The organism is Halomonas sp. B23F22_20, from assembly GCF_043496985.1.
Taxonomy (GTDB): Bacteria; Pseudomonadota; Gammaproteobacteria; order Pseudomonadales; family Halomonadaceae; genus Halomonas.
The window spans coordinates 1-26,216 of sequence record NZ_JBIEKH010000037.1 but is presented as its reverse complement, the minus strand read 5'-3'; the positions used below and the strand labels follow the sequence as shown (position 1 = coordinate 26,216).

Here is a 26,216-nt window from a genome sequence, read left to right as displayed (position 1 = left end):
GCTGGAAGCTGGAAGCTGGAAGCTGGAAGCTGGAAGCTGGAAGCTGGAAGCTGGAAGACAGCATGAACCCCGCCATCATCGGGTCAAGGGTTTTCTTCCAGCTTCAAGCTTATGACTTCAAGCTCCGAGCGAAGCCCGGCGGGGTTTTCTTCCAGCTTCAAGCTTATGACTTCAAGCTCCGGGCGAAGCCCGGCTCTTCCAGCTTCAGGCTTGGTTTTCTCCGAGCACTTCCGGGATGGTCATCTTGACGTAGCGTCCGGGAGCCGGCTCCAGGATATCCAGCTCGCCGTCGCCGGGCTGACGCGCCGGCACCATCTTCTCGGCATCGGCGTAGCCGTTGTCGGTCATCCAGGCCTGCCAATGGGGCCACCAGGAACCCTCGTGGGCCTCGGCGCCCTCCAGCCACTCCTCCGGTGTCGGCGGCAGCTCGTCGTTGGTCCAGAAGCCGTACTTGTTCTTGTGGGGCGGGTTGACGATGCCGGCGATATGGCCGGACCCACCCAGCACGAACTGCACCGGCCCCTTCGGCAACAGCGCACCGTGGTAGGTGCTGTTCCATTTGGCGATGTGGTCGTCGCGAGTGGAGATGAAATAGCTCGGTACCGAGATCTTGCGCAGGTCGATCTTCACCTCGTCCAACTCGATACCACCGGGCTCGACCAGACGGTTCTCGACATACAGATGGCGCAGGTACCAGCCGTGGGTCGCCGCCGGCAGGTTGGTGCCGTCGGTGTTCCAGTACAGCAGGTCGAAGGGCGCGGGCACGTCGCCCTTGAGGTAGTTGTTAATGTAGAAGGACCAGAAGAGGTCGTTCTCGCGCAGCAGATTGAAGGAGTAGGCCATGACCCGGCCGTCCAGGTAGCCGTCCTGCTCGAGCTTGGCCTCGATGCCCTTGAGCACCGGCTCACCGAGGAAGACACCGATCTCGCCAGGGTCGCGGAAGTCCCACAGGCTGGTCATGTAGGTCGCCGACTTGACCTTGCGCCCGCGCCGGGTGCTGGTCAGGTAGGCCACCGTGGAACCGGCCAGGGTACCGCCGACGCAATAGCTCAACAGGTTGACCGACTTCTCGCCGGTGGCCTGCTCGATGGCCTCCATGGCGCTGATCGGCCCAAGCTGCATGTAGTCGGCCCAGGTCAGGTCACGCTGTTCGGGGCCGGGGTTGCGCCAGGAGATCAGGAACACGGTGTGTCCCTGGTCCACCAGCCACTTCACCAGCGAGTTGTCCTGACGCAGATCGAGAATGTAGTACTTGTTGATCCAGGGCGGCACGATCAGCAGCGGCGTCTTGAACGCCTGCTCGGTGCTCGGCGCGTACTGGATCAGCTGGATCAGTTCGTTCTCGTAGACCACAGAGCCCGGCGTCACGGCGATGTTCTCACCCACCGCGAAGGCGCTGCGGTCGGTCATAGTGACGTTGAGCCCCTCGGCGGAATTGGCCAGGTCATGGCGCAGCCGGGCCAGCCCCTCGACCAGATTCTCGCCGCGGGTCTCGAGGGTACGACGCATGACTTCGGGGTTGGTGGTGATGAAATTGGTCGGCGCCATGGCATTGACCAGCTGCCGCGCATAGAAGGCCAGGTTGCGCTTCTGGTCGTCCGACATGCCCTGCAATCGGTCGATGAGATCGTCGACCAACCGCGAGAACAGCAGGTACTGCTGCATGATCGCCAAGTAGTAGGGATCCTGGGTCCAGGCGTCGTCCTGGAAGCGACGATCGCCCTTGGCCGGCTTGGCCAGCGGCTCCACGGTCTCGCCGGCCATGGCTCGCATGCCGTTCTGCCACAGCTGGAACTGATCCTGCATCAGCCGCGACTGGGTCTCCCACAGCAGGGACGGATCCTGCATCAGCGATTCGGCACCGGCCTGAAAGGCCTCGCGCATGTGCGCCTGGACGGACTCCGCGGCATCGTCCGGTAACATCCGCGGCAACAGGTCCTCCATCAGAGCCCGATATTCCTCGCCGATCGCCTGGATCTGCTCGTTCCAGGCCTCGAAATCGGCCTGTGATGGTGCTTCTACCCCTGGCTGCATTGACCCCTCCTGTCGCGCTGCCACACACGGACGGCCACCATCTCTCGCTCCGCGAGGCGACGGCGGCCGTCACGTCATCATGCCACTCAGCTGCTGCGCTTGCGCGCCGCCTGGCTGGTCGACTTGGCCGGCGCCGGCTTGCTCTCGCCCGCTGTCCCGGCGGATGCGTCCGCGGCCGAACCGGCTGCCTTGGCCGTCGCGGCCGGCTTGCTTTCACTCGCCGACTGGCCGACCTGCTCGGCTAGCGCCTGGCCGGACTCGGCGTAGAGCTTCTCCAGCTCACTCTTGAACTGCAGGCTCATTTCGCCGAGCGTTCGGGCATCTTCCAGCATCTGCTGGGACAGTTCGTTGAGCATTTCGGCCTGACGGGTACCGAAATCACGCAGGCTCTCGGCGTCGGAGATCTCGGTGGCATCGCGCAGGCGTTCCGTGCCCATCTGGCTATAGCGCTTGAGGGATTCCATCTGGTACTCGCTGACGCGCTCCATGTTCTGGAGCATCAGTGAGTTGAGACGGCGCATGGGCTCGAAAAGCTGGCGGGTCTGCTCGTTGAAGGCGTCGAACGTCTTGTCCTGCATGGTGATTCCTCCCGTAGGAACGCTGACGAAAGCCGTGCTGCACTGCACAAAGACTAGTCTCGCACGTCGGGGGTTGCAAGAGCATGACAGGCGTCAAGTCAACGAAAATGGCCCGCAGCTCAGGACTCCCGCTTGCCGCGCGAGCGAGCGCTGGCCGAGGAAGCCTTGGCACTCGACGCCTCGTCACCGTTCGCGGCACCGGACGCACCGCCCTCCCCGCCACGAGCCCCGGAGGCGGCCCGGCTCAGCATGTCGAGCATCATCTGCTGATAATTGCCGAAGCTGGCCAGCCCCTGGGATAAGCCCTGCTGGAGCATGGGCTGCTGAAGGAAGGGCTGCATCAGGCTCATGGGGTCGTAGCCTTCGACGCCGGATTCCATCTGCTTCTGAATGCGTCCCAGCAGCTCCTGCTGGAAGGCTTCTACATCGGGCAGCCCCAGCGCGCGACGGAATTCGTCCGGGGTCAGGTCGAACTCGACGTTGATCTTCATGATGACCGCCTTGTCGAAGATGAATGAGCTGGTGCCGCTCAGTGTAGCAGTCTCGGCCCTCAGGACAGCCGCGGCGTGCTCACGCTGACGTCGGCGTTCTGGCCGCGATGGCGCAGCAGGTGATCCATCAGGGTCAGCGCCATCATCGCCTCGGCGATGGGCGTGGCGCGGATGCCCACGCAGGGATCGTGGCGCCCCTTGGTCACCACCTCCACCGGATTGCCCTCCAGGTCGATGGACCGCCCGGGCGTGGTGATGCTGGAGGTCGGCTTGAGCGCCAGGTGGGCGACGATCGCCTGACCGCTGGAGATGCCGCCCAGCACGCCGCCGGCGTGGTTGGAGAGAAAGCCCTCCGGGGTCATCTCATCGCGGTGCTCGCTGCCACGCTGGGCTACCGAGGCAAAGCCGTCGCCGATCTCCACGCCCTTGACCGCATTGATGCTCATCAGCCCGTGCGCCAGCTCGGCGTCCAGGCGGTCGAACACCGGCTCGCCGAGGCCCGGCGGCACGCCCTCGGCCACCACCGAGACCTTGGCGCCCACCGAGTCCTGGTCGCGGCGCAGCTGGTCCATGTAGGCCTCGAGCTCGGGCACTCGGTCAGGGTCGGGGCAGAAGAAAGGATTGTCGTCCACCGCCTCCCACTGCTTGAAGTCGATGGCGATGGGGCCGAGCTGGCTCATGTAGCCGCGCACGGTGATCCCCCGGCTGGCCAGATACTTCTTGGCGATGGCGCCTGCCGCCACCCGCATGGCGGTCTCGCGCGCGCTGGAACGCCCGCCGCCGCGATAGTCGCGGATGCCGTACTTGTGCTGGTAGGTGTAGTCGGCATGGGCTGGCCGGAAGCGGTCCTTGATCTTCGAGTAGTCCTTGGAGCGCTGATCGGTGTTCTCGATCAAAAGGCCGATGGCCGTGCCAGTGGTCACGCCTTCGAAGACGCCGGACAGGATACGCACCCGGTCCGGTTCCTGGCGCTGGGTGGTATGGCGCGACGAGCCGGGACGGCGCCGGTCCAGGTCGCGCTGCAGGTCTTCCTCGGTCAGCGCCAGCCCCGGCGGGCAGCCGTCGACGATAGCGCCAAGCGCCGGGCCGTGGCTCTCGCCGAAGGTAGTGACGGTAAACAACTTGCCGAAGGTGTTGCCGGACATGGGCGTTCCTCTTGACTGCTCAGCTGAAGGACGCCGCATGGGCGTCGAGTTCCGCGGCGGTGAGGGCGAAGACCCCCTGGCCGCCGCGCTCGAATTCCAGCCACAGGAAGGGCACCTCCGGGAAGGCGGCCTCCAGGTGGCGATCGGAGTTGCCGACCTCGACGATCAACACGCCATGGTCGGTCAGGTGTTGGCGCGCCTCGCGCAGGATGCGCCGCACGATGTCCAGGCCATCGGCGCCTGCGCCCAGGGCCAGGCCCGGCTCGTGGCGAAACTCGGCGGGCATGGTGGCCAGATCGCGGGCATCCACGTAGGGCGGATTGGCGACGATCAGGTCATAGCGATGTCCGACGAGGCCGTCGAAGACGTCCGACTCGACGGCCCGGACCCGCTCGCCGACGTCGTGACGGGTGATGTTCTGGCGCGCCACCGCCAGCGCCTCGGGACTGATATCGGCCAGATCGACCTCGCAGGTCGGCAGGTGCAGGGCCGTGGCGATGCCAATGCAGCCCGAACCGGTGCACAGATCGAGCACCCGCGCCGGCGGCTCTTGCGGGAACCAGGCGCCGAAGCCGTGCTCGATCAGCTCGGCGATCGGCGATCGCGGGATCAGCACCCGCTCGTCGACGCTGAACGGCACGCCGGCGAAGAAGGCCTCGCCAAGCAGGTAGGGCAGCGGGCGACGGCTGGTGATCCGCTCACGAACCAGGCCGACGATACGCGCGCGCTCCATCGGCAACAGGCGGGCGTCCAGCACCCCGGGGTCGACGTCCCAGGGCAGGTGCAGGGCGCCGAGCGTCAGCGCCACGGCCTCGTCCCAGGCGGACGCGGTGCCGTGACCATAGTGAAGGCCGGCCAGCTGGAACTCGCTGGCGGTCCAGCGCAGGGAGTCCCTGAGCGTGACCAGCCCCTCAACGAGGGCCTCATCGGCGAGCGTCAGGGTCGAAGCGGACGGGGAAGCGGAAGGTTCGGCCACGAGACATCCTGTGGTTGACGGTTGGGAAGCGGCAAAGCCCTCGATTGTACCCTTGGCGGCGGTTCACAGCCACGCCAGGGCCGGTATACTGGCCCCTCCGCGAAGCCGCCGAGAGACCCATGAGCCGACGCCGCCACCGCCCCGACAGCGACGAGATCAGTGCCTTCCGCCAGGCCCTGAGCGAGGCCGGTGTGCGTCCGCTGCGCAGCAACCGCGCCGATCCGGGACGGCCCCGCCCCGCCGACGAGGCGGCCAGGGCGCGGCGGGCCGCCGCCACCGCGGCCGGCGAGGATACCGCCACCGGTCGCACGTCCGACGGCCGCGTGGAGGCGGTGCGTCCCTCGGAGTACCTGGATTTCGCTCTGCCCGACCTGCCCTACCGCGACCGCCAGCAGCTCAAGCGTGGCCGGATCGCCTGGGAGGCGGGGCTCGACCTGCACGGCTACACCCTGGAGGAAGCCCGCACCGAGCTGGAGGCCTTCCTGGCCGACGCCGCCGCCAATCGAGCGCGCTGCGTGCTGGTGGTCCACGGCAAGGCTTGGGGTGCCCAGGCCGACTATCCGGTGATCAAGAGCCACGTCAACGCCTGGCTGCGCGAATGGCCCAGCGTGCTGGCGTTCTGCTCGGCCACCGAGGCCGATGGCGGCACCGGTGCCGTGTACGTGATGCTGCGGCGCCGGCGCGACGGCGGCTGACGGCCGCTACTCTTCTTCCTCTCCGGCTTTCGCGCCCGAGGCATGGCTCACCAGCGGCCGCGGCCCCACCACTTCCGGGCCGGACACGCGGCTTTGCCCCTGTTCACGGCGGTCCAGCGCTTCCCGCGCCAGGTGTCGCCCGAGGGCGATCAGCGCCTCGGCGCGATGGAACTCGTAGGCACCGCAGACCGTCTTGGGCACCTCGATGAGCACGTCCGGCGGATAGCCCGCCAGCTTGTACTTGGCCAGCGCCGCCTGGGTGATATCGAAGGAGGCCAGGATCATGTCCAGCCGCCCCCAGGCGCGACGCCCGCGGTCGGCCTTGTCGCCGTCGTCCTCCTCGCTCTCGGCGCCGTTGCCGAACAGCCGCCTAGTGGCCCCGCGCACGCCTTCCATCCATCCCCCGAAATCCACGCTGCCCTTGTCACGGGCGACCTCGCGGGCCTGCTCCTCGGCCACCTCCTCCGGCGGCAGCAGGTCTTCCAGCGACACCGGTTCGGGGCTCTGGGCGGTCACGTTGACGGCCATCACGAAATCGGCCCGGGTCGAGATCGTCGGCATGATCGGCAAGGGGTTGAGCAGCCCACCATCCACCAGCACCTGATTGCCGCGATGGATCGGCGTGATTACCCCCGGCACGGCAATCGAGGCACGTATCGCCTCGAGCAGCGGCCCCTGCTGGAACCACACTTCGCGCTGCCGGGTCAGGTCGGTGGCCACGGTAGTGACCGGAATCGGCAGATCCTCGAGACGAATGTCGCCCACCAGCTCATCGAGCTTGCCCATCACCTTGCTGGCACGCATGGCCCCCATGGGGCTCCAGGTGACGTCGACCAGGCGCAGCACGTCGAAGTAGTCGAGCCTGCACACCCACTCCTTGTAGCGATCCAGTTGGCCTGCCGCGTGCACGCCCGCCACCAGGGCCCCCATCGAACAGCCGGACATCGCCACGATCTCGTAGCCACGCGCCTCGAGCTCCTCGATCACGCCGATGTGGGCATAGCCCCGGGCTCCACCGCTGCCTAGGGTCAAAGAGACTCGACGGCCCCGGCTGCTGTCTTGCTGCGCGTTCATCGTCTCCCTCCCTTCACGCCCGTCCGACCACGATCGCCTCGGCCACTGCCGACACCCGGGCCGGTTCCAGATGCAGGTGGTGTCCCCCGGGGAGCACTCGTCTTTGCAGCTGCGCTACCGCGGCACGTGCCTTGCGGGCGGCCGGGCGAGCGGCAAAGATGCCCTCCTCGCCCTCCACGCACAGCACCGGACAGCGAATCGCCGACAGCATCGCTTCCGCCTGCTCGGGAGTGAAGCGAACCGGCGAGGGTCGCAGCAGGCGTGGATCCGTACGCAGCGCCAGGTGCCCATCCCGATCCTCGATAAGATTGCGCAACACCAAGGGGCGTGCGGTGTCGGCATCGATGGGCGTGACGCCACCGGCTACCCGGGCCGCCACGGCACTCTCGCTATCAGGATAGCGTGGCGCCGACGACGTCGGCCGCCGATGGGCCCTCAGCCCCTTGCGCAGCTGCTGGGGAGCATGTTCGGCCTCGGTGGTGAGCACGCCCAGCCCATCGATCAACGTCAGGGACTCGACCCGCTCCGGCATGGCGGCGGCCAGCAGGCAGCTCACGCCGGCCCCCATCGAATGGGCGAGCAGCGGTGCCCGCTCGAGCCCCAGCTCATTCAGTGCATCCAGCGTATCGTGGCAATAGTCCCAGATCGCATAGTCGTCGTTGCCCGGCCGGTGCCGGGAGTGGCCGTGACCGGAAAAATCCAGCGCCACGAGGCGAATCCCCAGGCGCTCGACCAGCAGCGGTGCCAGACGCGCAAAGCTGGCGGCATTGTCGAGCCAGCCGTGCAGGGCCAGCCAGGTCGGCGCCGACGCCTCCCCCCAGGCCAGGGCCGCGAGACGACCCTCGGCCAGAGGCAATGGCGCCCCCCTGCTCATGTCGACACCTCCAGCAGCTCGTCAAGCATCGTCGTCAAGGCCTCGCGGGTCGCTTCGGGGTACTCCATGGGAAACATGTGGTCGCCAGGTACCTGGCCCAAGCGCACCCCTCGGCGGCGCAGGCGCCGGCAGCGTCGCGGCGTCAGCAGATCGGAATCGCGTCCGGCCAGCACCCCGACCGGTACCTGCAGCAGATCGGGCAGTTGATCGAGATGATCGGGAAGATGGCGGAATATCGCCACCTCGATATCGGGGTCATAAAGCAGCACCACCCGTCCATCATCCAGCTCTCGGGTGCCGCCATCCACATAGTCGTCCAGGGCCTGCTCGGTAAAACGACGAAAAAGGCGGCGCCGTCGCAGGTAGTCGCGCATCGACTGGGCGCTCGGCCAGCTGTCCCGACGCCCCAGGGTACGGCCCGCCGGGGTGAAACGATCGGCCAGTCCCAGGCGCTTGATCGCCTTCATGGCCAAGGCATCGACCCCCAGCATCAGCGGCGGGTCGAGCATGACCACGCCGCGGAAGCGCTCCGGCGACTGCTCGGCGGCCATGGCCATCAACACGCCACCCATGGAATGGCCGACGCCGATCACCGGGGTGTCGAAGCCGTCCAGACGTTCCAGCAGCTCGTCGCGTAGCGCCAGCCAGTTGTGGCCCACGGGAAAATCCGGGTGGTGGCCAAGCCGGTCCAGAGGATGAAGATCGAAGCGCTCGGCCAGCGGGGCAAGCAGGCTACGGTAGCTGAGGCCCGGGAAGCCATTGGCATGGGCGAAAACAAGGGGCGTGGCGGCGCGGGAAGCGGGTCGGGGCATGGCGTCATCCGATTGGGCAGGTGGCCTGCGAGTGGTGGTAGCAGGCTAATGGGAATACCATACGGCGCCAAGACGTCTTTCTGCTACCCGCTCAACGGAGTCCTGCGTGTCCCCTTCCAAGCCGCCCCGCGATACCCGCCTGCGCAACCGCCTGTTCTTTGCCACCGTGATCGCCGCCATCGTCGTCGGGCTATGGCTGGCTCGCTGAGCCCCCGCGTCAGCTATCGCGATAGCGGGCGTACATGTCGCGCGAGCGCTCCAGATGCTGCTGCATCGCCGCCCGGGCCCCCGGGCCGTCGCGCTCGAGGATCGCCTCCAGGATACGCACGTGCTCGTCGTTCACTCGCTCGAGATAGCGCGCCGTGCCCCGCGGGTCGATGTCGGCGCTGAGCAGCTTGGCCCGCGGGATCATGCTGTCGCTCAAGGGCTCGTAGAGACGATCGAAGCAGACATTGTGGGTCGCCTTGATGATCGCATGATGGAAGGCAAAGTCCTCGCGACGCGCCTGCGAGTGGGCCGCCTGAGCGGCGACGAACTCGGCGTGCCGGGCCTCCAGGCGACGGCGATCCTCGGCGTCGTGACGCAGGGCGGCCAGCTCGGCCGCCTGGGGCTCCAGAGTGAGGCGCAGTTCCAGCACCTGGAGGATGTCCTCAACGGTGCGGGGACTGACGTGCACCGCCGGCCGCGCCTCGGCCGCCTCGTTACGCAGCACCGTGGTGCCGACGCCGCGGCGGGTCTCGACCAGCCCGAGCGACTTGAGATGCGTGATCGCCTCGCGCACCACCGTGCGGCTGACCCCGAAGGCCTCACACAGCTCGCTTTCGGTGGGCAACTTGCTGCCGACCGGCGCCTCACCGGAGGTGATGCGGCGCTCGAGCTGCTCCACGACCGCCTGGGACAGGCTCCCCCCGCGATTGACGCGCTGAACCTCCCACGAACTCGATATCGCCATCTCAGAACCCTTTGCCATCCGTTCCACTTCGATACTGCCATGATACTGGTGGCAGATCGCCACACCGCCGCTCATTAATCATACATCATACCAAAAATCATCACATGAGCCGGCCCGTCTACAGGCCCTGATCCTCCCATGGCCTCTCAGGTCAATGCACCCCGATAGCGTCGCTACGAGCGCATGGCGACTAAACATGACGCAGGGCGTCCAGCTCATGATACAGCGTCTCGGGAATCGTGACGCCCCGCTCGATGCTGCGCCGGCGCGCCGCATGGCGCCGCTGTGAGGGAAGCCGAGCCCCCTGCCCCAGCACACCGTCGAACAACGCTTCTGCATGTTCCAGGTGCCGTTCCATCGCGTCACCGAGCAAGGACCGCGGGTCGATCGCCAGGACCAGCTCACCGTGCCAGGGACGCCCCTCGCCGTCATCGCGGGCCGGTCGCGTCTCATGCCCCAGCACGTCCCCGATCAAGGGCCCCGCCAGCAGTTCGATCATGATCGACAGCGCCGAGCCCTTGTAGCCCCCGAACGGCAGCATCGCACCCTCCAGCGCCCTCTCCGGGTCACGGGTGGAATGACCGTCCGAGTCGACCGCCCAGCCTTCGGGAATCGCCTTCCCGGCACGCCGATGCAGTTCGATCTCACCGCGCGCCACCACGCTGGTCGCGAAGTCGAAGGTAAAGGGCGCATCATCGGGACGCGGCCAGGAAAAGGCGATCGGGTTGGTCCCCAGCAAGGGGAGATGTCCCCCCGCCGGCGCCACGAAGGCATGGCTCGGCGTCATCGCCAGCGCCACCAGCCCCGCCTCCGCCAGGGACTCCACCTCAGGCCACAGCGCCGAGAAATGAAAGGCATTGTTGAGCGCCAGCAGCGCCACGCCATTGGTGCTCGCGGCATCGATCAGCGCCGGCCTCGCCCTCTCGAATGCCAGCAGCGAGCATCCCCGACGGGCATCGGCTCGCACGATGCCAGACGCTGCTCGGGAGATCTCGGGGACCGCGTTGGGGCTGACGCCGCCCTTCTGCAGGGTCTCGATACAGCCGAGCAGCCGATACACGCCATGTGAGTGGCATTCGTCGCGCTGCGCCGCCACGACGCTACGCGTGATGGCGCCGGCATGCGCCTCATCGAATCCGTGGCGTGACAGCACCTCCAGGCTCAGCGTCTCCAGCTCATCCAGTGTCAGCGTGACCGTATCGGACATCGAGCGCTCCTCCTTGCCATGAAACCGTTCCAGAGACTCCGCCGCCCGGCCCGAGCGGCGGGCGTCGACGTTCAATCGTCGGGGTGTCCGAGCGTCACGAACTTGCCGCCCTGATACACCACCGCCGGGTCGTCGGGATCGATATCGCCGGCAGCGGCCTCGACCTCGGCGCGCCAGGGCTCGGAGCTGTCGCGGGGCACCCAGCCAAGGAACGCCGCCTGGCGGTTGTCCCACCAGCGCTCGGCATTGGCGGAGGCACCATAGACCACCGTGTAGGCCAGCTTCGGCGCGGCGAAGGCGCGCTCGAGCAGGGCCACGAAGTCCTCGACGCTCAACCAGGTCGCCAGCATGCGGGTATCCGCCGGCTTGGGAAAACAGGAACCGATGCGCACGCTCAGCGTCTCGACGCCGAACTTGTCGTGGTAAAGGCTGGCCAGGTCCTCGCCGAAGCACTTCGAGACTCCGTAGAGGGAGTCGGGCCGGTGCGGCACCTGGCTGTCGATGCGGGTGCTGCGCGGGTAGAAACCGATGGTGTGGTTGGAGCTGGCGAACACGATGCGCGGCTTGCCCAGATTGCGTGCCGCCTCATAGAGGTTGTAGGCGCCGATGATGTTCGACTGAAGAATGCCCTCCCAGGGCTTCTCCACCGACACGCCGCCCAGGTGGATCACGCCGTCGCAGTCCGCCACCAGGGTGTTGACCGCCGTTGCATCGGCCAGGTCGCAGGTCACGATCTCCTCGTGCTCGGCCGCCTCGCCCAGGTCGGCGACGTCCGACAGCCGCACCCGATGGGCCAGTCGCGCCAGATGGGGACGAATGGCCTTGCCCACGCCACCGGCGGCGCCGGTCACCAGAATCCGATTCAGCATCAGGTCATCTCCTTCGATATCGAGCCGCCCCGTGAGGGGCATTCGGGAAAAAATGGGCCGCTAACGGACCCGCACATCAGGCGCCGAAGCCGTACAGCGCCGCCGGGTTGTCGACCAGGATCTTGCGTCGCGCGTCGGGGCTCGCCCATTCCAGCAGCACGTCGAGCTGCTCGGCATCGTCGGGATACTGCGAGCGCGGCACTCCGACGTGGGGCCAGTTGCTGCCCCACAGGATGCGTTCCGGCGCGTGGGCGATGACGCGCCGGGCGATGGCGCCGACATCGCCGTAGTTAGGTCCACCTTCCAGACTGGCCTCGTAGCCGGCGCAGATCTTGAACCAGGCGTTGCCGCGATCGAGCAGCCGCAGGATCTCGTCGACCCGCGGATCGTCTGCCGCCACCGGGTCCATGAACTTGCCGATGTGGTCGATGATGTAGTCCCCCTCGAGACGGCGCAGCGCGTCCCGATGCTGGTCGAGGTGACGGCCGTTGAACTGCACCATCAGGTGCCAGCCCAGCGGCCGGATGAGCCGTTCGACCTCGGGCATTTGCTCGATCGTCACCGCGCCGCCCGGCAGCTGCATGATGCGCGCGCCGCGCACGCCCCGCGCGTGCCAGGTCTCGAGGTCGCGGGGCGAGGTGTCCGGCGTCACCGCGGCCACGCCGCGGGCGCTCTCGGTGCCGAGCGCGTCGAGGGCCTCGAGCAGCGCGGCGTTGTCGTGCTGGTAGGCGTTGGACTGAGTGACCACCACTCGTTCGAGCCCCAGGCGACGCTGCACGCGTCGGTAGTCCTCGACCGTGGCTAGCTCAGGGATCGCCGGCCCGCCGGGCTGGGCCCGATGCCCCGGCAGGTAGAGATGGATATGGCAGTCGGTCGCCCCCGGCGGCGCCTCGAGCCGGGGCGCCGAGCCGTCGAGGGGCCGGGTATTGGCGGGAACCTCGGTTACGGTCATGCCTCCTCCTTGAGGGCGTACTGTTGTAGAGCGTCGCGATCGATGACGATTCCCAGCCCCGGGCCGTCGGGAACGTGCATCACGCCGTCCCGATGCTCGAGAGGCGTCTCGACCACCGCCTGGCGGAAGGGGTTGGTGGTGCGGTCGAACTCCATGATCGGCTCCAGGGGCCGGCGCCGCGGAGGGTTGGGCGGCAGCGCCGCCATGCACTGCAGGCTGGCGGCGATGCACACCGCCGTGCCCCAGACGTGCGGCACCAGGCGCACGCCGAACATCGCCGCCATGTCGACGACCCGGCGCATCTCGCTGAATCCGCCGACGCCGCAGACGTCGGGCTGGGCGATGTCCACCGCCCGGGTCGACAGTGGCTCGAGCATGGCGTAACGGCCGTGCCAGTTCTCGCCGCTGGCCACGGGAATCGGCTGCCCCCGGCGCACGGCGCGGTAGGCATCGAGCTGCTCGGGCAGCACCGGTTCCTCGAACCAGTCGATGCCGAAGCGCTCGGCGCGCCTGCCGACCTCGATCGCCTCGAGCACGTCGTAGCCGTGGTTGGCGTCGATCATCAACCGCCGCTCGGGGCCGATGGCCTCGCGCACGGCGGCGATGGCGCGCAGGTCCTCCTCGACGTCGAAGCCGATCTTGATCTTGACGCCGTGGAAGCCCTCCCGAGCGTAGCCGGCCACCTCCTCGGCGACGTCCTGGACCCGGTCCACCCCGTCGCGGCGGAACGAGCCGGTGGCGTAGGCACGCACTTCCTCCCGGAAGCGTCCGCCGAGCAGCTCGCTGACCGGCGCGCCGTAGCGCTTGCCCTTGATGTCCCACAGCGCGATGTCGATGCCGCTCAGGGCGGTCATGGTCAGGCCCCGCTGGCCCTGGTCGCGCAGTCGGTTATAGAGTTCGAGCCACAGCTTCTCGGTCTCCAGCGGATCGGCGCCGACCAGGGAGCCGGCATAGAGCCCGACGATGGTGGCGTTGGCCTTGGCCGGGCCCAGGCACTCGCCCCAGCCCACGGTGCCGTCGTCGCAGACGATCTCGACCAGACAGTGCTGGCGCCGTTCGAAGCGCATCGAGGCGCTCTCGAAGGCCTGGTCGAGCTTGTAGTCCAGAATGTGCGTGTGCACGCGTTCGATCTTCATCGTGGTTTCCTGTCCCAACGGGTGCGAGAAGCGTTACTGGAAGAGTGACGGCAGCGTCAGCGAGACCGCGGGCACATAGGTCACCAGCATCAGCACGGCGAACAGTGCCAGGTAGAAGGGCCAGATGGTGCGCACCGCCTGCTCGATCTTGATCTTGCCGATGACGCTGCCAACGAACAGGCAGGCGCCGACCGGCGGCGTGCACAGCCCGAGCCCCAGGTTCATCATCATCATGATGCCGAACTGGATGGGACTCATGCCGAACTGGGCGGCGACCGGCAGGAAGATCGGCGTGCAGATCAGGATCAGCGCCGCCATGTCCATGATCATGCCGAGCCCGAGCAGCAGCAGGTTGAGCATCAGCAGGATCACGTAGGGATTGTCGGAGATCGCCAGCAGGGCATCGCTCAGCAGCTCCGGCACGCTGTACAGCGCCAGCAGGTAGGAAAACGCCGAGGCGCAGCCCACCAGGATCATCACCAGCGAGGTGGTGCGCACCGACTGGTAGACGGCCTGCTTGAACGACTCCCAGCGCAGCTCGCGATACACCAGGCCGGTGACCACGATGGCGTAGATGGCCCCGAAGGCGCCGGACTCGGTCACCGTGAGGATGCCCGACAGCACGCCGCCGACGATGATCACCGCCGTCAGCAGGCCGGGCATCGCCGCGGCGAAGCTCACGGCCAGCGCCTGCCAGCCCGGGAAGGCCTCGCCAGCGTAGCCCCGCTTGACGGCTACCACATAGGCCGCGACGGCCAGGGCCAGGCACATCAGGATGCCGGGCACGATGCCCGCGATGAACAGCTGGGTCACCGAGATGCCACCACCGGCGGCCACGGCGTAGAGGATCATGTTGTGGCTGGGGGGAATCACCACCCCGGCTACCGACGAGGTCACGGTCACGTTGACCGCGTAGTCGGCGTCGTAGCCCTTCTCCTTCATCACCGGCATCAGGATCGAGCCCAGCGCCGAGGTATCCGCGACCGCCGAGCCGGAGATGCCGCCGAACAGCATCGAGGAGGAGACATTGACCAGCCCGAGCCCGCCGCGTACCCGCCCCACGGCCGCCGAGGCCAGGCGCACCAGGCGATGGGAGATGCCGCCGTGGAGCATCAGCTCGCCGGCGAAGATGAAGAAGGGAATCGCCAGCAGCGAGAACACCGAGATGCCGGACAGGATGCGCTGGAAGCCGACGAACAGCGGCAGCCCCTCGTAGAGGAAGGTGACCACCGAGGCCAGGCCTACGGCGAAGGCCACCGGCGCGCCGACGATCAGGCCGAGAAAGAAGACACCGAAAAGAATCAGCAGGCCCATGAGTTAACTCCCGGGACGCGTCACCAGACGCTGGACGATATTGACGAAGGAGAACAGCGCCATCAGCGCGCCGCTGATGACCAGCGGCAGCGCGCGCCAGCTCTCGGACAGCCCGATCATGGGAATCGGGCGCCCGAGGTTGTCCAGCACCATGATGCCGCCCTGCCAGGCCATGAAGGCGCCGAACAGAATCACGAAGACATCGGCGACATGGCGCATCGCCTCTCGCGGCACCGCCGGCAGGCCCTCGCGGATGAAGTCGATACTCAGGTGAGTGCGGTGACGCACGCCGGCGGCCGCCCCCAGGCAGGTCACGTACACCACGATCAGCAGCGATGACTGCTCGACCCAGGTCGGGGTGTCGTTGAGCACGTAGCGGCCGAAGACCAGCCAGCCGAACGAGGCGATCAGGAACACGAGCAGTACGCCCGACACGACGATGCACGCCTGGGCGATGCCGTCCAGCGCATGATCGAGGGCGGATGGCGCCGCCCCCTCCCCGTTCGCATCATCATGTGCGTGATCAGAGTAGGCACTCACGATAGGCGGTCCTTTCGAGGGGCCCCGGTCCGATGCCGGGGCCCGAGCGGGGATGACAGGATCACTCCTGGGCGGCCTGGATATCCTCGACCAGTGTCTCGAGATCCGGGTGCTGCTCGACAAAATCCGCGTAGATCGGCTGCATCCTGGCCTGGAAGGCGGCCTTATCGTCCACCTCGTTGATCTCCACCCCGGCATCGACCACCAGCTGACGGCTGTGCTGGGCCTGTTCTTCCCAGAGCCGGCGCTGTTCCTCAGCGGCATTCTCCGCCGCCTCGCGCACGATGCCCCGATCCTCGTCGGACAGCGCTTCCCAGGTCGACTTCGCCACGCACAGGCATTCCGGCAGGATCAGGTGCTCGGTGAGGGAATAGTAGGTCGCCACTTCGTAGTGACCGCTGGACTCGAAGGAGGGGTAGTTGTTCTCGGCCCCGTCGATGACGCCGGTCTTGAGCGACTGATAGACCTCGCTGTAGGCCATCGGCGTCGCATTGCCGCCCAGTTCGTCGATCATCTGCACGTAGAGATCATTGTTCATGACGCGGACCTTTAGCCCCTCCACGTCCGCCGGCGTCTGGACCGGATGATCGGTGTTGTAGAGACTGCGGGCACCCGAGCCGAACCATGACAGCGCCACCAGGTTCTTCTCTTCCAGCGCATCGGCGAAGCGATCGCCGATCTCGCCGTCCATGACGCGATACATGTCATCGGGGCTCTTGAAGATGAATGGCAGCGACAGGATGTTGGTGGCCGGCACGATCGGCCCCATCGGTCCCATGTTGAAGTTGGCGAAGTCCAGGGCACCGTTGCGGGTCTGCTCGATGGCATCCGGCTGATCGCCCAGCACGGCATTGTGATAGACCTTGGGCTCGATCCTGCCCTCGGTCTTCTCGGCCACCTCGTCGGCAAAGCTCTCCAGGGCCACGCTGTTCGGATAGGACGGCGGGTGAATGTTCCAGCCCCGCCACTGGTCGGCCTGAGCCGGGATCGCGATGGCCGATACGACGCCGGCCAAGGCGGTCACTGTCAGGAGGCTGCTGGGTTTGGAGATCTTGTTGGTCAGCATGGCAATACTCCTTCCTTGCGGATTCCTATGAGTTTTTATGCTTACAAGGGTCGGCTGGCGGCCAGGACTGTCCTTTCCAACCGGCACGTTGCTTCGGCGTCAGGCCTATCGAACGGGGCCGCTGAACGGCATGGATGACCACCGCCCTACCCGCTGTGACGCAGCGTTGGAAGGCCTTAATATCATACATAATATGAATGACAAATTAGTCAGCCAGCGGTGGGCTGACAAGGGCACGTCGGCAGATTTAGACCAAAGTGTGAACGCGTCGGACCGCTCCCGAGCGGAGGGAGAATTAAGCGGGTTCTGCCGATAGGGATGGCGACCGGTCGCCATCGGTCACCTGCGCCTTTGGGTCTTGATCCGGTCCCGCTGCGACTGACACGAGACTGCCGAATCATCCCCAGCGAAGCCCAACAAAAAGCCCCCTGGCCGTGGGCGTAGCCCAAGGCCAGGGGGCAATATCAGGAAGGCTCGATGGCGGCGGAGGCAACGAGCCCTCACAACGCTATCGAACGTTTTTCAGTGAGGGCGCCCCACCGACCAACCATACAGAAGGCGGCAGGGGCCCTCTTGGGGACTAGATATCCACCTGCACCCCTGCCTCCACCTTGAGGGTGGCGTCGCTGTCCTGGGCTTGGTAGACCAGATAGTCCACTCCACCATCGCTCTGTGTCGTCGGAGCGCTCCACTCGCTCGATGCCAGGCTGACGCTGTCCCCAGAATCGCCGAGGATACTCAGCTCATTGCCTTCATCGGTCATGTCCAGCACGTCCTGGGCGGTCAGGGCCACCGAGTGGTCCTGATCCTCGCCCATGAAGTCGAGCGTCTCGACGTTGCTGAGATCCTCGGGAGTCGGATCTTCACCGAAGCGCATTTCCACCACATCGGCGCCGCCGAGTCCGTCCAGCGCCTCTCCGGTATACAGCAGAGTATCGTCGCCGGACGTCGGCTCCACGGCCTCGATATTGACCTCGAAGCTATCCGAGACATGCGCCGACTCATCGCTGCCGTCGGTGGTCCAGGCCTCGATAGCCACGGAGCCTTGCATCGCCTCCTGCACCAGATACAGGTCGTTGATCTGATCCGGCGCGATGCCGCTCAGGGTGTAGGTATCGCTGCCGCTGTCATAACTGACGCTGGCATCCGGCAGGCTATCCAGCAGCGTAGCGCCGCCGCCGGTGAAGAAGCTGGCATGTTCGCCAAGCCCCGTCAGCTCGATCGTAGCGGTTTCCGAGCCGTCCATGTCGGGCATGGCCGCGCTGAGGTTGAGCGGGATCTTGTCGCCTTCCTCGCCGAAGCTCAGCTCAGGCGATAGCGTGATGCCATCGGCCACGGCCTGAACGTCGACCTCGAAGTCGGTAGAGATCGCCTCGCTCTCGCCGCCCTGGGTAGTCCTGGCCGTCAGGGTCAGGGCATCCTCGCCATCGAGGGTGCCGCTCCAGTTGCGCGGCGGCACCAGGCCCACGTAAGCCGGCATGCTGCCGTCGTCGTTGAGGATCGACCAGCTTCCTCCACCGACGTTGTCGGCCAGCGTCGCCGAATCGGCATCGCTGCCGGTCTTGACCAGCCAGCCCTCCGGCACGCTCTCGAGCAGCAGGGCGTCGAGGCTCTGCTGAGAGTCATCCGGCAGGGTGACGCCCAGATCCTGCAGTTCGACCGTCTCGTCCTCGGTACCGGCGACGTCACTGGCCGTGACTTCCGGAATCGGCGGCGCGACCTCGGAGGAGCTCGACCCGGTCGATGTCTCGACATTGCTCGCACCAGTCTCCTGCGTCACCGCCTCGGCGGTGAGCGACACGCTGCCCCAGGTGTTGGTTCCCGGGCGGTAGGTCACGTTGACCGAATCGCCCACGGCGACGCCATCGATCACGTAGTTGCCGTCGCCATCCGGTGTGATCTCTTCGCCGTTGTACCACAGGGTGCCTGGGGCACCGTCACCGCTGGTCATACCGGTCTCATCGAGCGAGATCACCAGCTGCCCGTCCACCAGGCTGACGTCGGGATTGTCCGCCGGGCTGGAAACGTCGATGGTGAAATCGATATCCTCGCCGCTAACAGCATCGCCTGCGGAGACGTTGACAGTTGGTTCGTCGGTCACCGGTGTCACCGGCGGCGTCACACTGATCGTCTCCGAGTTCTCCTCGCCGCTCGGCGCCTGGGTGGTCAGGGTGGTATCGAAGGAGAATTCTCCGTCGGTATCGTTCCAGTTGGCCGGCGGCGTCACGGTGATACCGTCCAGCAGCGCCTGCAGGCCAGCATTGCTGCCGTCATCCGTGCTGGCGTACCACACCAACTCGCCGTCGATGGTGGTCTGCTGCATGCCGTCGACCACGGCGCCTGGCGGCAAATCGGAGATGGTCACCGCGCTGCGACCATCCGACGTATCCCCGATCTGGGCATTGACCAGATCGGACAGCGACCAGGGGGCATCCTCGGTCATGGTGGCACCGGCATCTTCCCAGTTGATGATCTCGTTGGGATCCTCGCCGTCGCCAAAGTCGCCCTCGCCGGTCAGCGTCCAGCTATCGCTGCCGCTCTCCTCCTGGCTAGTCGCGCCATTGTCCTGAGTCACTGCAGTGATGGCGATCTCATGGTCCTCGATGGCATCCACCTGAGTGCCATCACCCATGGTGAATTCGACGGTCTGTGTCAGGGTATCGCCGCCATTGAAGACAACATCGGGATCGATATCGATGCGCCACTGGCTGCCCGTGCCGCCGGCGACCTGGCCGACGAATTCACCGCCCACAACGCTGACTCCGGCGGGGACATTGTCGATCAGCAGATACTTGAGGGACTCACTGCCGTCGGTATCCGGCTGGGTGATATCGACGGTCACCTCGACACGATCATTACCGTCGGCGGTGACGTCCTTCGCGGGCTCGTCTATGACGGCGTCACTACCATCAACATTTTCGATCCCGGTGATGGTCACCGTGGGCACATCGGTCACCGCCTCGATGACGACCTCATGGGTTTCGTTCTTGACCACCGTGGTGTCGTCAACAGTGCCCACATAGCCAGCATTGGGGGTATCGGTGATCTCGTACTGCACCTCGAGGGTGCCGGCACTACCGGAGAAGTGCTCGTCGCCCTGGGCGTAGATGTTGTTCCACGCACCATCGGTCAGCTTGTAGTAGCCGCCCTCCTCGACCACGCCCGGCTCACCGTTCGCCGCGGCTTCGGCCAGCGTCGTGCTGCCATCGCTGCCGTAGTAGAGCTCGAACTGATTGCCCGTGACGCTGGCAACATCGATCCACACCGAACTCAGCGACTCGTTGGTATCGCCATTCTGCGGCTCGAGGCTCAGGTTGAGCTGCCCCAGTTGATCCTCGGCCAGACTGGACTGGATGCTGAACCCTGCCTCCGGCGACGGCGTGACCTGGAAGGACACCGGCTGCTCGGCGCTCTCCAGGGTATCGCCGTCATCTTCGGTGACGATGGGCGTGACCGAGAAGTCCACCTGGCCGCTGAAGTTCTCCGGCGTGGTGATGGTGACGGCATTCGGGTCGGTGGCTACCCAAACACGCTCGGCGCCCTCGCCGCGAATCAACGTCGCGCCTTCGACATCGAACTGTTCGTCGAGGCCGGTGATGCGATAGGTCAGCATCTCGGAGCCATCGCCGGTTTGTTCGCCCGAATTAGCGGTGATGATATCGCTCAGCGTGACGCTGGCACTACCATCATCCAGATCCTCTTCGGCGTAGACCGGCGTCTCAATAGTGACATCCGGCGCATCGGCGACCCCATCCACATGGACGTTGATCGACTTCTCGACCGGCGTCGCCAGGGTGTCAGTCACACCACCATACTCATCGACGGTGACCACACTTGCGGTAAGCGTAAAGTCCTCGTTGCTGTCCTGGGGCGGCGTAACAGTCAAAGGCGCATTGCGGTCGAAGTCCTCGATCTCGAAGGTGTCATTCTCGCCCGTAGAGGTCCAGGTTTGTTCACTACCTTCTGGCCCATAGGTGATCACGGCACCGGCTGGCGCTCCGGAAAGCGTGACCGTGAAGCTCTCATTGGGATCTGAACTTTGTGGTCGAATATCCAGCGCAATCGCCTCATCCTCGTTGCCCTCGGCCGGCGAGGCGACGTTGAGCGAGGCGAGATCGGCCACCGGTGTGTCGATCAAGATACCGTCGAGAATGGCCTCGCCGGAGATGGCGGTATCCGTATTACCCTCGGCATCGGTATCCACCGTTTTGGCCTCGACGCGAATCTGGAACTCGCCCTTCTGGTTCGGCGCCGCACGGAACTCCAGGGTGTCCAGGTATTCCACCGGCACCTCGATGGGCGAGCCGGTATAGGTCTGCTCGACCCAGGTGGTGCCACCATCCGTGGAATAGCGGAAGCTGGAGCCGTCGGCGCTACCACCCAGGCCTGAGACCAGTTCTGGCGTCAGCAGCGCGAAGGTCTGCTCCGAGCCATCGGCGTCCTGGTTGGCCCAGCCGCTCGCCGGATTGAAACCATCGGCGTTGAGCGCAAACCACTCGTCCTCGATGCCATCCACGCTCGTGCCATAGGTATGGTCGGGATTCATGGTCAGGTCATCGGTGCTATCGCCATCGCTGTCGCCGCCGACCTCTTCGGCGACCGGTGTCACCGCGATATCCGCCGTGACGTTGTGGGTCTGGGTATCCGAACCGGTCGAGGCGGTGTCTTCCACGGTGACCTGCAATGACAGGCTTGCATCCTCGCTGCTATGGGCTGGTGGCGTGATGGTGTAGCCGGTATAGCTGCCGTCGGCCACATCGTTTGGATCGATCGTGAAGCCACCGCTGCCGTTACCGGTATGCAAGACAGTGCCGTCGCCATCCTTGATCACCCAGCCATCCGGTACGCTGTCGATGCCGATGGCCGTGATCGTCTCGCTGCCATCGGTATCACTGACATCGAGATCCGCCAGGAAAGCTATCTCGCTATCTTCCGGCCCCTCGGCGCTGATATCGGCCGGCTTATCGGCAACCGGCAGGGTGTCGATATTCAGCGTGACCGAGTCTTCCTTCACGCCACCCTCGGCATCGCCGGCATCATCATCGTGGTCCTGAGCCTTGAGGGTGACGGTGATGCCGTCGAGATCGCCACTGAAATCGGCCGGCGGTGTCAGTGTCAGGGATGATGGAATCTCCGTCGATGTGCCGGCGCCGAAGCCGCCGAGATCGGACGACGGAATGACGATGATGCCATCACTTCCCGCCGTGATGGTGCTGCCATTCACCGTCACCGACGTTCCCTCGGGAACATCGCTGATTTCAAGCCAGCGCTCCTCGCTGCCGTCGAGATCCTCGAAGCCAGCGCCGAGCAGGTTGCCAAGGTCAAGCGAGCTATCCTCGTCGACGGTGGCCGTATAGGGAGCATCGGAGCCGTCGATGGTCAGATCGACATCATCGGTCACCGCCTGAACGCCGACATCCACCTGGGCGGTACTTTCCGCCCCGGGCACACCACTCAGCGGGTTACCGCTGTCGTCGACCTCATAGCTGGTCACGCTGACATCGATGGTGAAGTTCTCGTGGCTCTGGGCGATCGGATTGACCTGCAGCGCTTCGTACTCCGCCGTGGTCATGGTCAGGTCACCAGCGGCCGTGGCGGTATGATCGCCATCGGAGAGCACGATGGTCAGCGATCCGCCATTGCTGCTATCGCTCGTCCACAGCACGTTACCGCTGCCATCCAGCAGTTCGGTGCCACTCGGAATACCACTCAGGGTAATCTCACCCAGCAGTTCGGGGTTATCACCGGCGGTGCCGGCACCGTTCTGGTCCGTGGTATCCACGAGGCTCGGCGCCGTCAGGTCCAGGTCTACCGGGGTATCCTCGGGCGTTTCGACCGAGCCGCCAGCAAGGTCCGGCGCATCGGCGACCGGATTAACCGTCACATTGACCGTAAAGGTCTTGGTTTCATTATCGGTCGTGGTGGTGTAGGTAAAGGAATCCTCACCGCTGTAGTGTTCGTTTGGCTCGTAGGTAATAGTGCCGTCGTCGTTTACCTTGGCCTTACCGTATGTCGTTTCCACCCAACCTTCCGCGTCCGGTGTTCCACCATCAATGCCGGTATTAGTGCCCGTCGCATCGGCATTGGTATTGAAGGTATTCTCGGTCGACCCGACATCTGAATCCTCCTCCACCGTGATGGCTTTAGGCTCCACGCTGGGATCATCATCGACAACGGTGATGGTGAAGTCGGTTTCAACCGTATCATTGTCACCATCGGTGACTGTCAGGTGCTCCAAGTTGATGTCGAGGCTCTCGGCCCCGCCATCATGATCCAGCGGCCGATGCAACGTAAACTCATAGCCAGGTGTCGTCGTGGTCGGGTTGGTTATATCGACCGTAAAGACCTTGCCACTATCACTACGATCAGCACCGCGATAGCCCGTCAGGGTGTGGCCATCGTTACTAACGACATATTCTAGATCTTGTCCATCCGACGTCAGCTCGGCAGCTTCAAGAGCCGATACTGTCGAATCGACACCCCCTTCACTGAACTGGACATCCCCTGCACCATCGGTACCAAAATCCACTGCAAAGGTATCGGATACGCTAGTCGCTGGCACATCTGGATCGCTGCCCAAGGCCAGGTTGGCTTCATCTACCGAGTCGCCAGAAGGCGGCGTTGTGATGGAAGGACCATCGTCCCGGAAGGTGAACTGACCGCCGACATCGACGGCATCGCTGTCGACGCTGTCGTTATCACCATCGACGGCGGTTGCCACCAGTTGGAGGGCACCGTCGTTCAGGGTGATGGCATCATCATGGTCACTACTATCCGGGTGCTCCAACGGACGAGTCTGCGTCAATGTCACGGCACCGCTATCACCGTCGAGGGTAATGCGGAAGGCGATATCGCCAGTGGGATCATTGCCCACACGACCGACCACATCGTCACCGTCCATGAAGAGGTGAACGGCTTCACCCGTGGCGGTATCCGTCACGCCGGATGCCACGCCATCGGTGACCTGCAGGCGATAGGTGGTGCTGTCTTCGCCATCGGCACCATGATCGATCGCGAATACGCCGTCGATAAAGTCGGCATCGGTGGCGCTGACTTCCCCAGCGGAGAAGTCGCTCTCATCGACTTCAACACTGCCCAACTGGCCACTGTCGACGCTGATCACCGGCTGGTCATCGACGATATCGATGGTCACGGTATTAGTCACTGTATTGCCGTACTGATCGACCGCGGTGTACGCGAAGCTATCGGTCGGCGGCGTGCCGGAGTGATCTGCGTCATTGTTCAGGATGTAATCGAAAGTACCGTCGGTATTGACCGTCCAGCTACCCCACGGCGTCGAGCCGCTCTGCGCTGACTCCACCGTCCAGCCATCCTGAAGATTGAGGTCGGCACCGCTGATGATCTCGCTGTCGGCGGACGCATCGGTACCATCCACCAAACCTGCCTCATCCACGCTGCCCGTGGTGTCGGTCGGGCTACCGGTGACATCGGCAACGTCAATGGTCAGGGTCGCGGTGCTTTCGTCTCCGTCGCCGTCACGCACGGTGTAGGTGAAGACGTCCTCGACATCGGCATTCGTACTGTTCGGATCGGCTACGTAGGTGTAACTGCCGTCGGCGTTGAGCGTCAGCGTGCCGTATTCACCCTCGATTACCAGCGTGCTGTCGGTCTCGGTGGCATCGTTGGCGGGGACGTTGTCGCTAGCCACGCCGGTCACCGTGGCACCGTCAGCGCCTTCGGTGTCGGCGACATCCCCCGGCGAGACACCATCGCCGCCGATCACGTTGCCACTCGTATCGGCACCTTCGGTCACGGCGTTGGTATCGTTTTCGGCGGTCGGCGCGTCATCGACGATCTGGATATTCAGCTCGCCGCTATCGTTCTGGCCATCGCGGTCGATGGCGGTGACGGTGACGCTATCGGTCACATCCACTGCGTCAGTATCCGGCGCATTGGTCAGGACGTAGTCATAGTCAAGGGTGATGGTACCGTCAGCGGCCTGGTTGTAGCCGTTGAGGGTCAGCTCGCCGTACTGGGTGGTCAGGCTTTGCGGCGTATCGCCCAGCGCTTCCACCTCATCCCGGCTAAGTTCCAGGGTGGTCTCGTCCCCATTCTCATTGGTGTAGGTCAAGCTGACAGCGCCATCGTCCCGCAGGCCGTCCAGGGCGGTCAGTGTCAGGCTGGATTCGACGCGGATGTCGGCGGCGTTCGGGCTGGAGCCGTCCGCCAGGCCACTTTCGAACACCACCTGGTCGGCGATGTTGCCATCTGGCGTGGTGGCGTCATGGTCGTTGGGCACATTGACGGTCACACCGTCATCGCTGCCGTCGATGGTGATCGTCAGCGTGGCGTCGTCGGCATCGCTATCGCCGTCGGTCAGCGTATAGGTGAAATTCTCCTCGAGTTGCTCGCCGTCGCTCAGACCCTGAACGTCGAGGTTGCTATTATCCAACTGATAGGTGTAGCTGCCATCGGCATTGAGCGTCAGGGTGCCGTATTCGCCGTCGATCACCAGGGTGCCACCGGTCTCATCGGCATCATTGGTGGGCACATTGGTGCTTTCCACCGCCGTCACCGTGGCGCCGTCGGCGCCCTCGGTATCGGCGACATCGCCGGCGGAGGCACCGCTATCGCCCAGCACATTGCCGGTCGTGGTGAGAACGGTGTCTTCCGTCACTGCGTTGGTGTCGTCTTCGGCCACTGGCGCGTCGTCGACGATCTTGATGTTGAGATCGCCGCTGTCGGTCTGACCATCACGGTCGGTGGCGGTCACGGTGACGCTGTCCATCAGCTGATCGACGTTCGCATCCGGGGCCGTGGTCAGCTCATAGGCGTAATCGAGGGTAATGGTACCGTCGGCAGCCTGGCTATAGCCGTTAAGGGTCAGCTCGCCGTACTGAGTGGTCAGTGTCTGGGGATCGCTGCCCAGCGCTTCCACCTGCGCCTTGCTCAGTTCGAGAGTCGCCGGTTCCCCGTTCTCGTCGGTGTACGCCAGCGTCACCGCGCCCGTGTCCTGCAGGCCGTCCGGGGCGGTCAGCGTCAGGCTGGATTCGACGCGGATGTCATCGGCGTTCGGCGCGGAGCCGTCCGCCAGGCCGCTTTCGAACACCACCTGGTCGGCGATGTTGCCGTCCGGCATGGTGGCGTCGTGATCGATCGGCACGTCGACGGAGACATCCCAATCCACCGGCTTCTGATCGTCGTCGCTGGCAGTGTTGCCGGCCGGGTCGGTGACCGTGGCGGTGACGCTGACGTCGGTGTCGCCTTCGGCAACCGGGACCTCGACGCTGACGCCGTTGTCCAGATCGTCCTGGGTGACCTCGCGCTCGTCGAGGACGTTGCCGTCCTTGTCGGTGACCGTCAGGGTGTCGCCTACCTCGGTACCCTCTTCCAGGGTGACGTCAGCGGTGACGGTGCCGTCGTCGCCGATCTCGTCCTGGCTGTAGGTACCGTCGTCGCCGCTGCCGGTCAGCTCGACCGAGACCGCGGGCGGCACGTTGTCCACCGGCTTCTGATCGTCGTCGCTGCTGGTATTGCCGG

The 26,216-nt window shown here is 65.2% G+C and carries 19 protein-coding genes; 2 read left to right on the top strand and 17 right to left on the bottom strand.

The genetic code is table 11. The features are described 5' to 3' along the window. Positions 1–248 (top strand): hypothetical protein (locus ACGTN6_RS19765; RefSeq protein WP_394594673.1); only part of this gene is annotated, 248 nt, incomplete at its 5' end. Here the strand turns inward: ACGTN6_RS19765 and phaC are convergent. From phaC to prmB, 5 genes are all read right to left on the bottom strand, one after another. Then, positions 205–2,034 (bottom strand): class I poly(R)-hydroxyalkanoic acid synthase, encoded by a 1,830-nt coding sequence (gene phaC / locus ACGTN6_RS19760; RefSeq protein WP_394594671.1) that lies wholly within the window; start codon positions 2,032–2,034, stop codon positions 205–207. The genes ACGTN6_RS19765 and phaC overlap by 44 nt on opposite strands. Positions 2,035–2,120: 86 nt before the next feature. Next, entirely contained in the window at positions 2,121–2,612 is a 492-nt protein-coding gene (locus tag ACGTN6_RS19755) for a phasin family protein (protein ID WP_394594669.1), read from the bottom strand. Positions 2,613–2,731: 119 nt separating this feature from the next. Beyond that, complete coding sequence (locus tag ACGTN6_RS19750) at positions 2,732–3,103, bottom strand: DUF6489 family protein (RefSeq protein ID WP_394594667.1); 372 nt, start codon at positions 3,101–3,103, stop codon at positions 2,732–2,734. A 59-nt stretch (positions 3,104–3,162) separates the two neighbouring features. Beyond that, positions 3,163–4,248 carry a chorismate synthase gene (aroC, locus tag ACGTN6_RS19745; RefSeq protein WP_394594665.1) on the bottom strand — a complete coding sequence of 362 codons (1,086 nt, stop codon included), beginning with the start codon at positions 4,246–4,248 and terminating at the stop codon, positions 3,163–3,165. Positions 4,249–4,267: 19 nt separating this feature from the next. Then, positions 4,268–5,224: a 50S ribosomal protein L3 N(5)-glutamine methyltransferase gene (gene prmB / locus ACGTN6_RS19740; protein ID WP_394594664.1), complete on the bottom strand. Its 957-nt coding sequence runs from the start codon at positions 5,222–5,224 to the stop codon at positions 4,268–4,270. 119 nt (positions 5,225–5,343) lie between these two features. Between prmB and ACGTN6_RS19735 the strand changes: the two genes are divergently transcribed. Beyond that, positions 5,344–5,919, top strand: coding sequence for a Smr/MutS family protein (locus ACGTN6_RS19735; RefSeq protein ID WP_394594662.1), 576 nt, complete (start codon positions 5,344–5,346; stop codon positions 5,917–5,919). Positions 5,920–5,925: 6 nt separating this feature from the next. On the opposite strand, the gene ACGTN6_RS19730 is transcribed toward ACGTN6_RS19735, so the two are convergent. The 12 genes from ACGTN6_RS19730 to ACGTN6_RS19675 all read right to left on the bottom strand — a co-directional run bounded on the left by ACGTN6_RS19730 (position 5,926) and on the right by ACGTN6_RS19675 (position 26,181). Further along, on the bottom strand, positions 5,926–6,993 hold the full coding sequence (locus ACGTN6_RS19730) for a patatin-like phospholipase family protein (RefSeq protein WP_394594661.1): 1,068 nt from the start codon (positions 6,991–6,993) through the stop codon (positions 5,926–5,928). 13 nt (positions 6,994–7,006) lie between these two features. Continuing rightward, positions 7,007–7,867: an alpha/beta fold hydrolase gene (locus ACGTN6_RS19725; RefSeq protein ID WP_394594659.1), complete on the bottom strand. Its 861-nt coding sequence runs from the start codon at positions 7,865–7,867 to the stop codon at positions 7,007–7,009. Next, entirely contained in the window at positions 7,864–8,679 is an 816-nt protein-coding gene (locus ACGTN6_RS19720; RefSeq protein WP_394594657.1) for an alpha/beta fold hydrolase, read from the bottom strand. The genes ACGTN6_RS19725 and ACGTN6_RS19720 overlap by 4 nt, the downstream gene beginning before the upstream one ends. Positions 8,680–8,896: 217 nt before the next feature. Further along, positions 8,897–9,649: a FadR/GntR family transcriptional regulator gene (locus ACGTN6_RS19715; protein WP_394594656.1), complete on the bottom strand. Its 753-nt coding sequence runs from the start codon at positions 9,647–9,649 to the stop codon at positions 8,897–8,899. Between the two features lie 172 nt (positions 9,650–9,821). Next, positions 9,822–10,838, bottom strand: coding sequence for an Ldh family oxidoreductase (locus tag ACGTN6_RS19710; RefSeq protein WP_394594654.1), 1,017 nt, complete (start codon positions 10,836–10,838; stop codon positions 9,822–9,824). A gap of 71 nt (positions 10,839–10,909) precedes the next feature. Continuing rightward, positions 10,910–11,707 carry an NAD-dependent epimerase/dehydratase family protein gene (locus ACGTN6_RS19705; RefSeq protein WP_394594652.1) on the bottom strand — a complete coding sequence of 266 codons (798 nt, stop codon included), beginning with the start codon at positions 11,705–11,707 and terminating at the stop codon, positions 10,910–10,912. A 76-nt stretch (positions 11,708–11,783) separates the two neighbouring features. Beyond that, positions 11,784–12,659, bottom strand: a complete 876-nt coding sequence (locus ACGTN6_RS19700) for an amidohydrolase family protein (protein ID WP_394594650.1) — start codon at positions 12,657–12,659, stop codon at positions 11,784–11,786. Continuing rightward, a complete protein-coding gene (locus ACGTN6_RS19695) occupies positions 12,656–13,795 on the bottom strand; it encodes a mandelate racemase/muconate lactonizing enzyme family protein (protein WP_394594648.1) in 1,140 nt (379 codons plus the stop codon). The genes ACGTN6_RS19700 and ACGTN6_RS19695 overlap by 4 nt, the downstream gene beginning before the upstream one ends. 33 nt (positions 13,796–13,828) lie before the next feature. Beyond that, positions 13,829–15,109, bottom strand: coding sequence for a TRAP transporter large permease (locus ACGTN6_RS19690; protein WP_394594646.1), 1,281 nt, complete (start codon positions 15,107–15,109; stop codon positions 13,829–13,831). A 3-nt stretch (positions 15,110–15,112) separates the two neighbouring features. Continuing rightward, positions 15,113–15,649 carry a TRAP transporter small permease gene (locus ACGTN6_RS19685; protein ID WP_394594644.1) on the bottom strand — a complete coding sequence of 179 codons (537 nt, stop codon included), beginning with the start codon at positions 15,647–15,649 and terminating at the stop codon, positions 15,113–15,115. Between the two features lie 61 nt (positions 15,650–15,710). After that, positions 15,711–16,715: a TRAP transporter substrate-binding protein gene (locus tag ACGTN6_RS19680; RefSeq protein ID WP_394594643.1), complete on the bottom strand. Its 1,005-nt coding sequence runs from the start codon at positions 16,713–16,715 to the stop codon at positions 15,711–15,713. A gap of 580 nt (positions 16,716–17,295) precedes the next feature. After that, positions 17,296–26,181 carry a DUF5801 repeats-in-toxin domain-containing protein gene (locus ACGTN6_RS19675; protein WP_394594641.1) on the bottom strand — a complete coding sequence of 2,962 codons (8,886 nt, stop codon included), beginning with the start codon at positions 26,179–26,181 and terminating at the stop codon, positions 17,296–17,298. Between the last annotated feature and the right edge of the window lie 35 nt (positions 26,182–26,216).

Bases quoted from the DNA above. Each gene is read 5' to 3' on its own strand.
- phaC (WP_394594671.1), bottom strand. From the start codon at position 2,034: ATGCAGCCAGGGGTAGAAGCACCATCACAGGCCGATTTCGAGGCCTGG.
- ACGTN6_RS19755 (WP_394594669.1), bottom strand. From the start codon at position 2,612: ATGCAGGACAAGACGTTCGACGCCTTCAACGAGCAGACCCGCCAGCTT.
- ACGTN6_RS19750 (WP_394594667.1), bottom strand. From the start codon at position 3,103: ATGAAGATCAACGTCGAGTTCGACCTGACCCCGGACGAATTCCGTCGC.
- aroC (WP_394594665.1), bottom strand. From the start codon at position 4,248: ATGTCCGGCAACACCTTCGGCAAGTTGTTTACCGTCACTACCTTCGGC.
- ACGTN6_RS19735 (WP_394594662.1), top strand. From the start codon at position 5,344: ATGAGCCGACGCCGCCACCGCCCCGACAGCGACGAGATCAGTGCCTTC.
- ACGTN6_RS19730 (WP_394594661.1), bottom strand. From the start codon at position 6,993: ATGAACGCGCAGCAAGACAGCAGCCGGGGCCGTCGAGTCTCTTTGACC.
- ACGTN6_RS19725 (WP_394594659.1), bottom strand. From the start codon at position 7,867: ATGAGCAGGGGGGCGCCATTGCCTCTGGCCGAGGGTCGTCTCGCGGCC.
- ACGTN6_RS19720 (WP_394594657.1), bottom strand. From the start codon at position 8,679: ATGCCCCGACCCGCTTCCCGCGCCGCCACGCCCCTTGTTTTCGCCCAT.
- ACGTN6_RS19715 (WP_394594656.1), bottom strand. From the start codon at position 9,649: ATGGCAAAGGGTTCTGAGATGGCGATATCGAGTTCGTGGGAGGTTCAG.
- ACGTN6_RS19710 (WP_394594654.1), bottom strand. From the start codon at position 10,838: ATGTCCGATACGGTCACGCTGACACTGGATGAGCTGGAGACGCTGAGC.
- ACGTN6_RS19705 (WP_394594652.1), bottom strand. From the start codon at position 11,707: ATGCTGAATCGGATTCTGGTGACCGGCGCCGCCGGTGGCGTGGGCAAG.
- ACGTN6_RS19700 (WP_394594650.1), bottom strand. From the start codon at position 12,659: ATGACCGTAACCGAGGTTCCCGCCAATACCCGGCCCCTCGACGGCTCG.
- ACGTN6_RS19695 (WP_394594648.1), bottom strand. From the start codon at position 13,795: ATGAAGATCGAACGCGTGCACACGCACATTCTGGACTACAAGCTCGAC.
- ACGTN6_RS19690 (WP_394594646.1), bottom strand. From the start codon at position 15,109: ATGGGCCTGCTGATTCTTTTCGGTGTCTTCTTTCTCGGCCTGATCGTC.
- ACGTN6_RS19680 (WP_394594643.1), bottom strand. From the start codon at position 16,715: ATGCTGACCAACAAGATCTCCAAACCCAGCAGCCTCCTGACAGTGACC.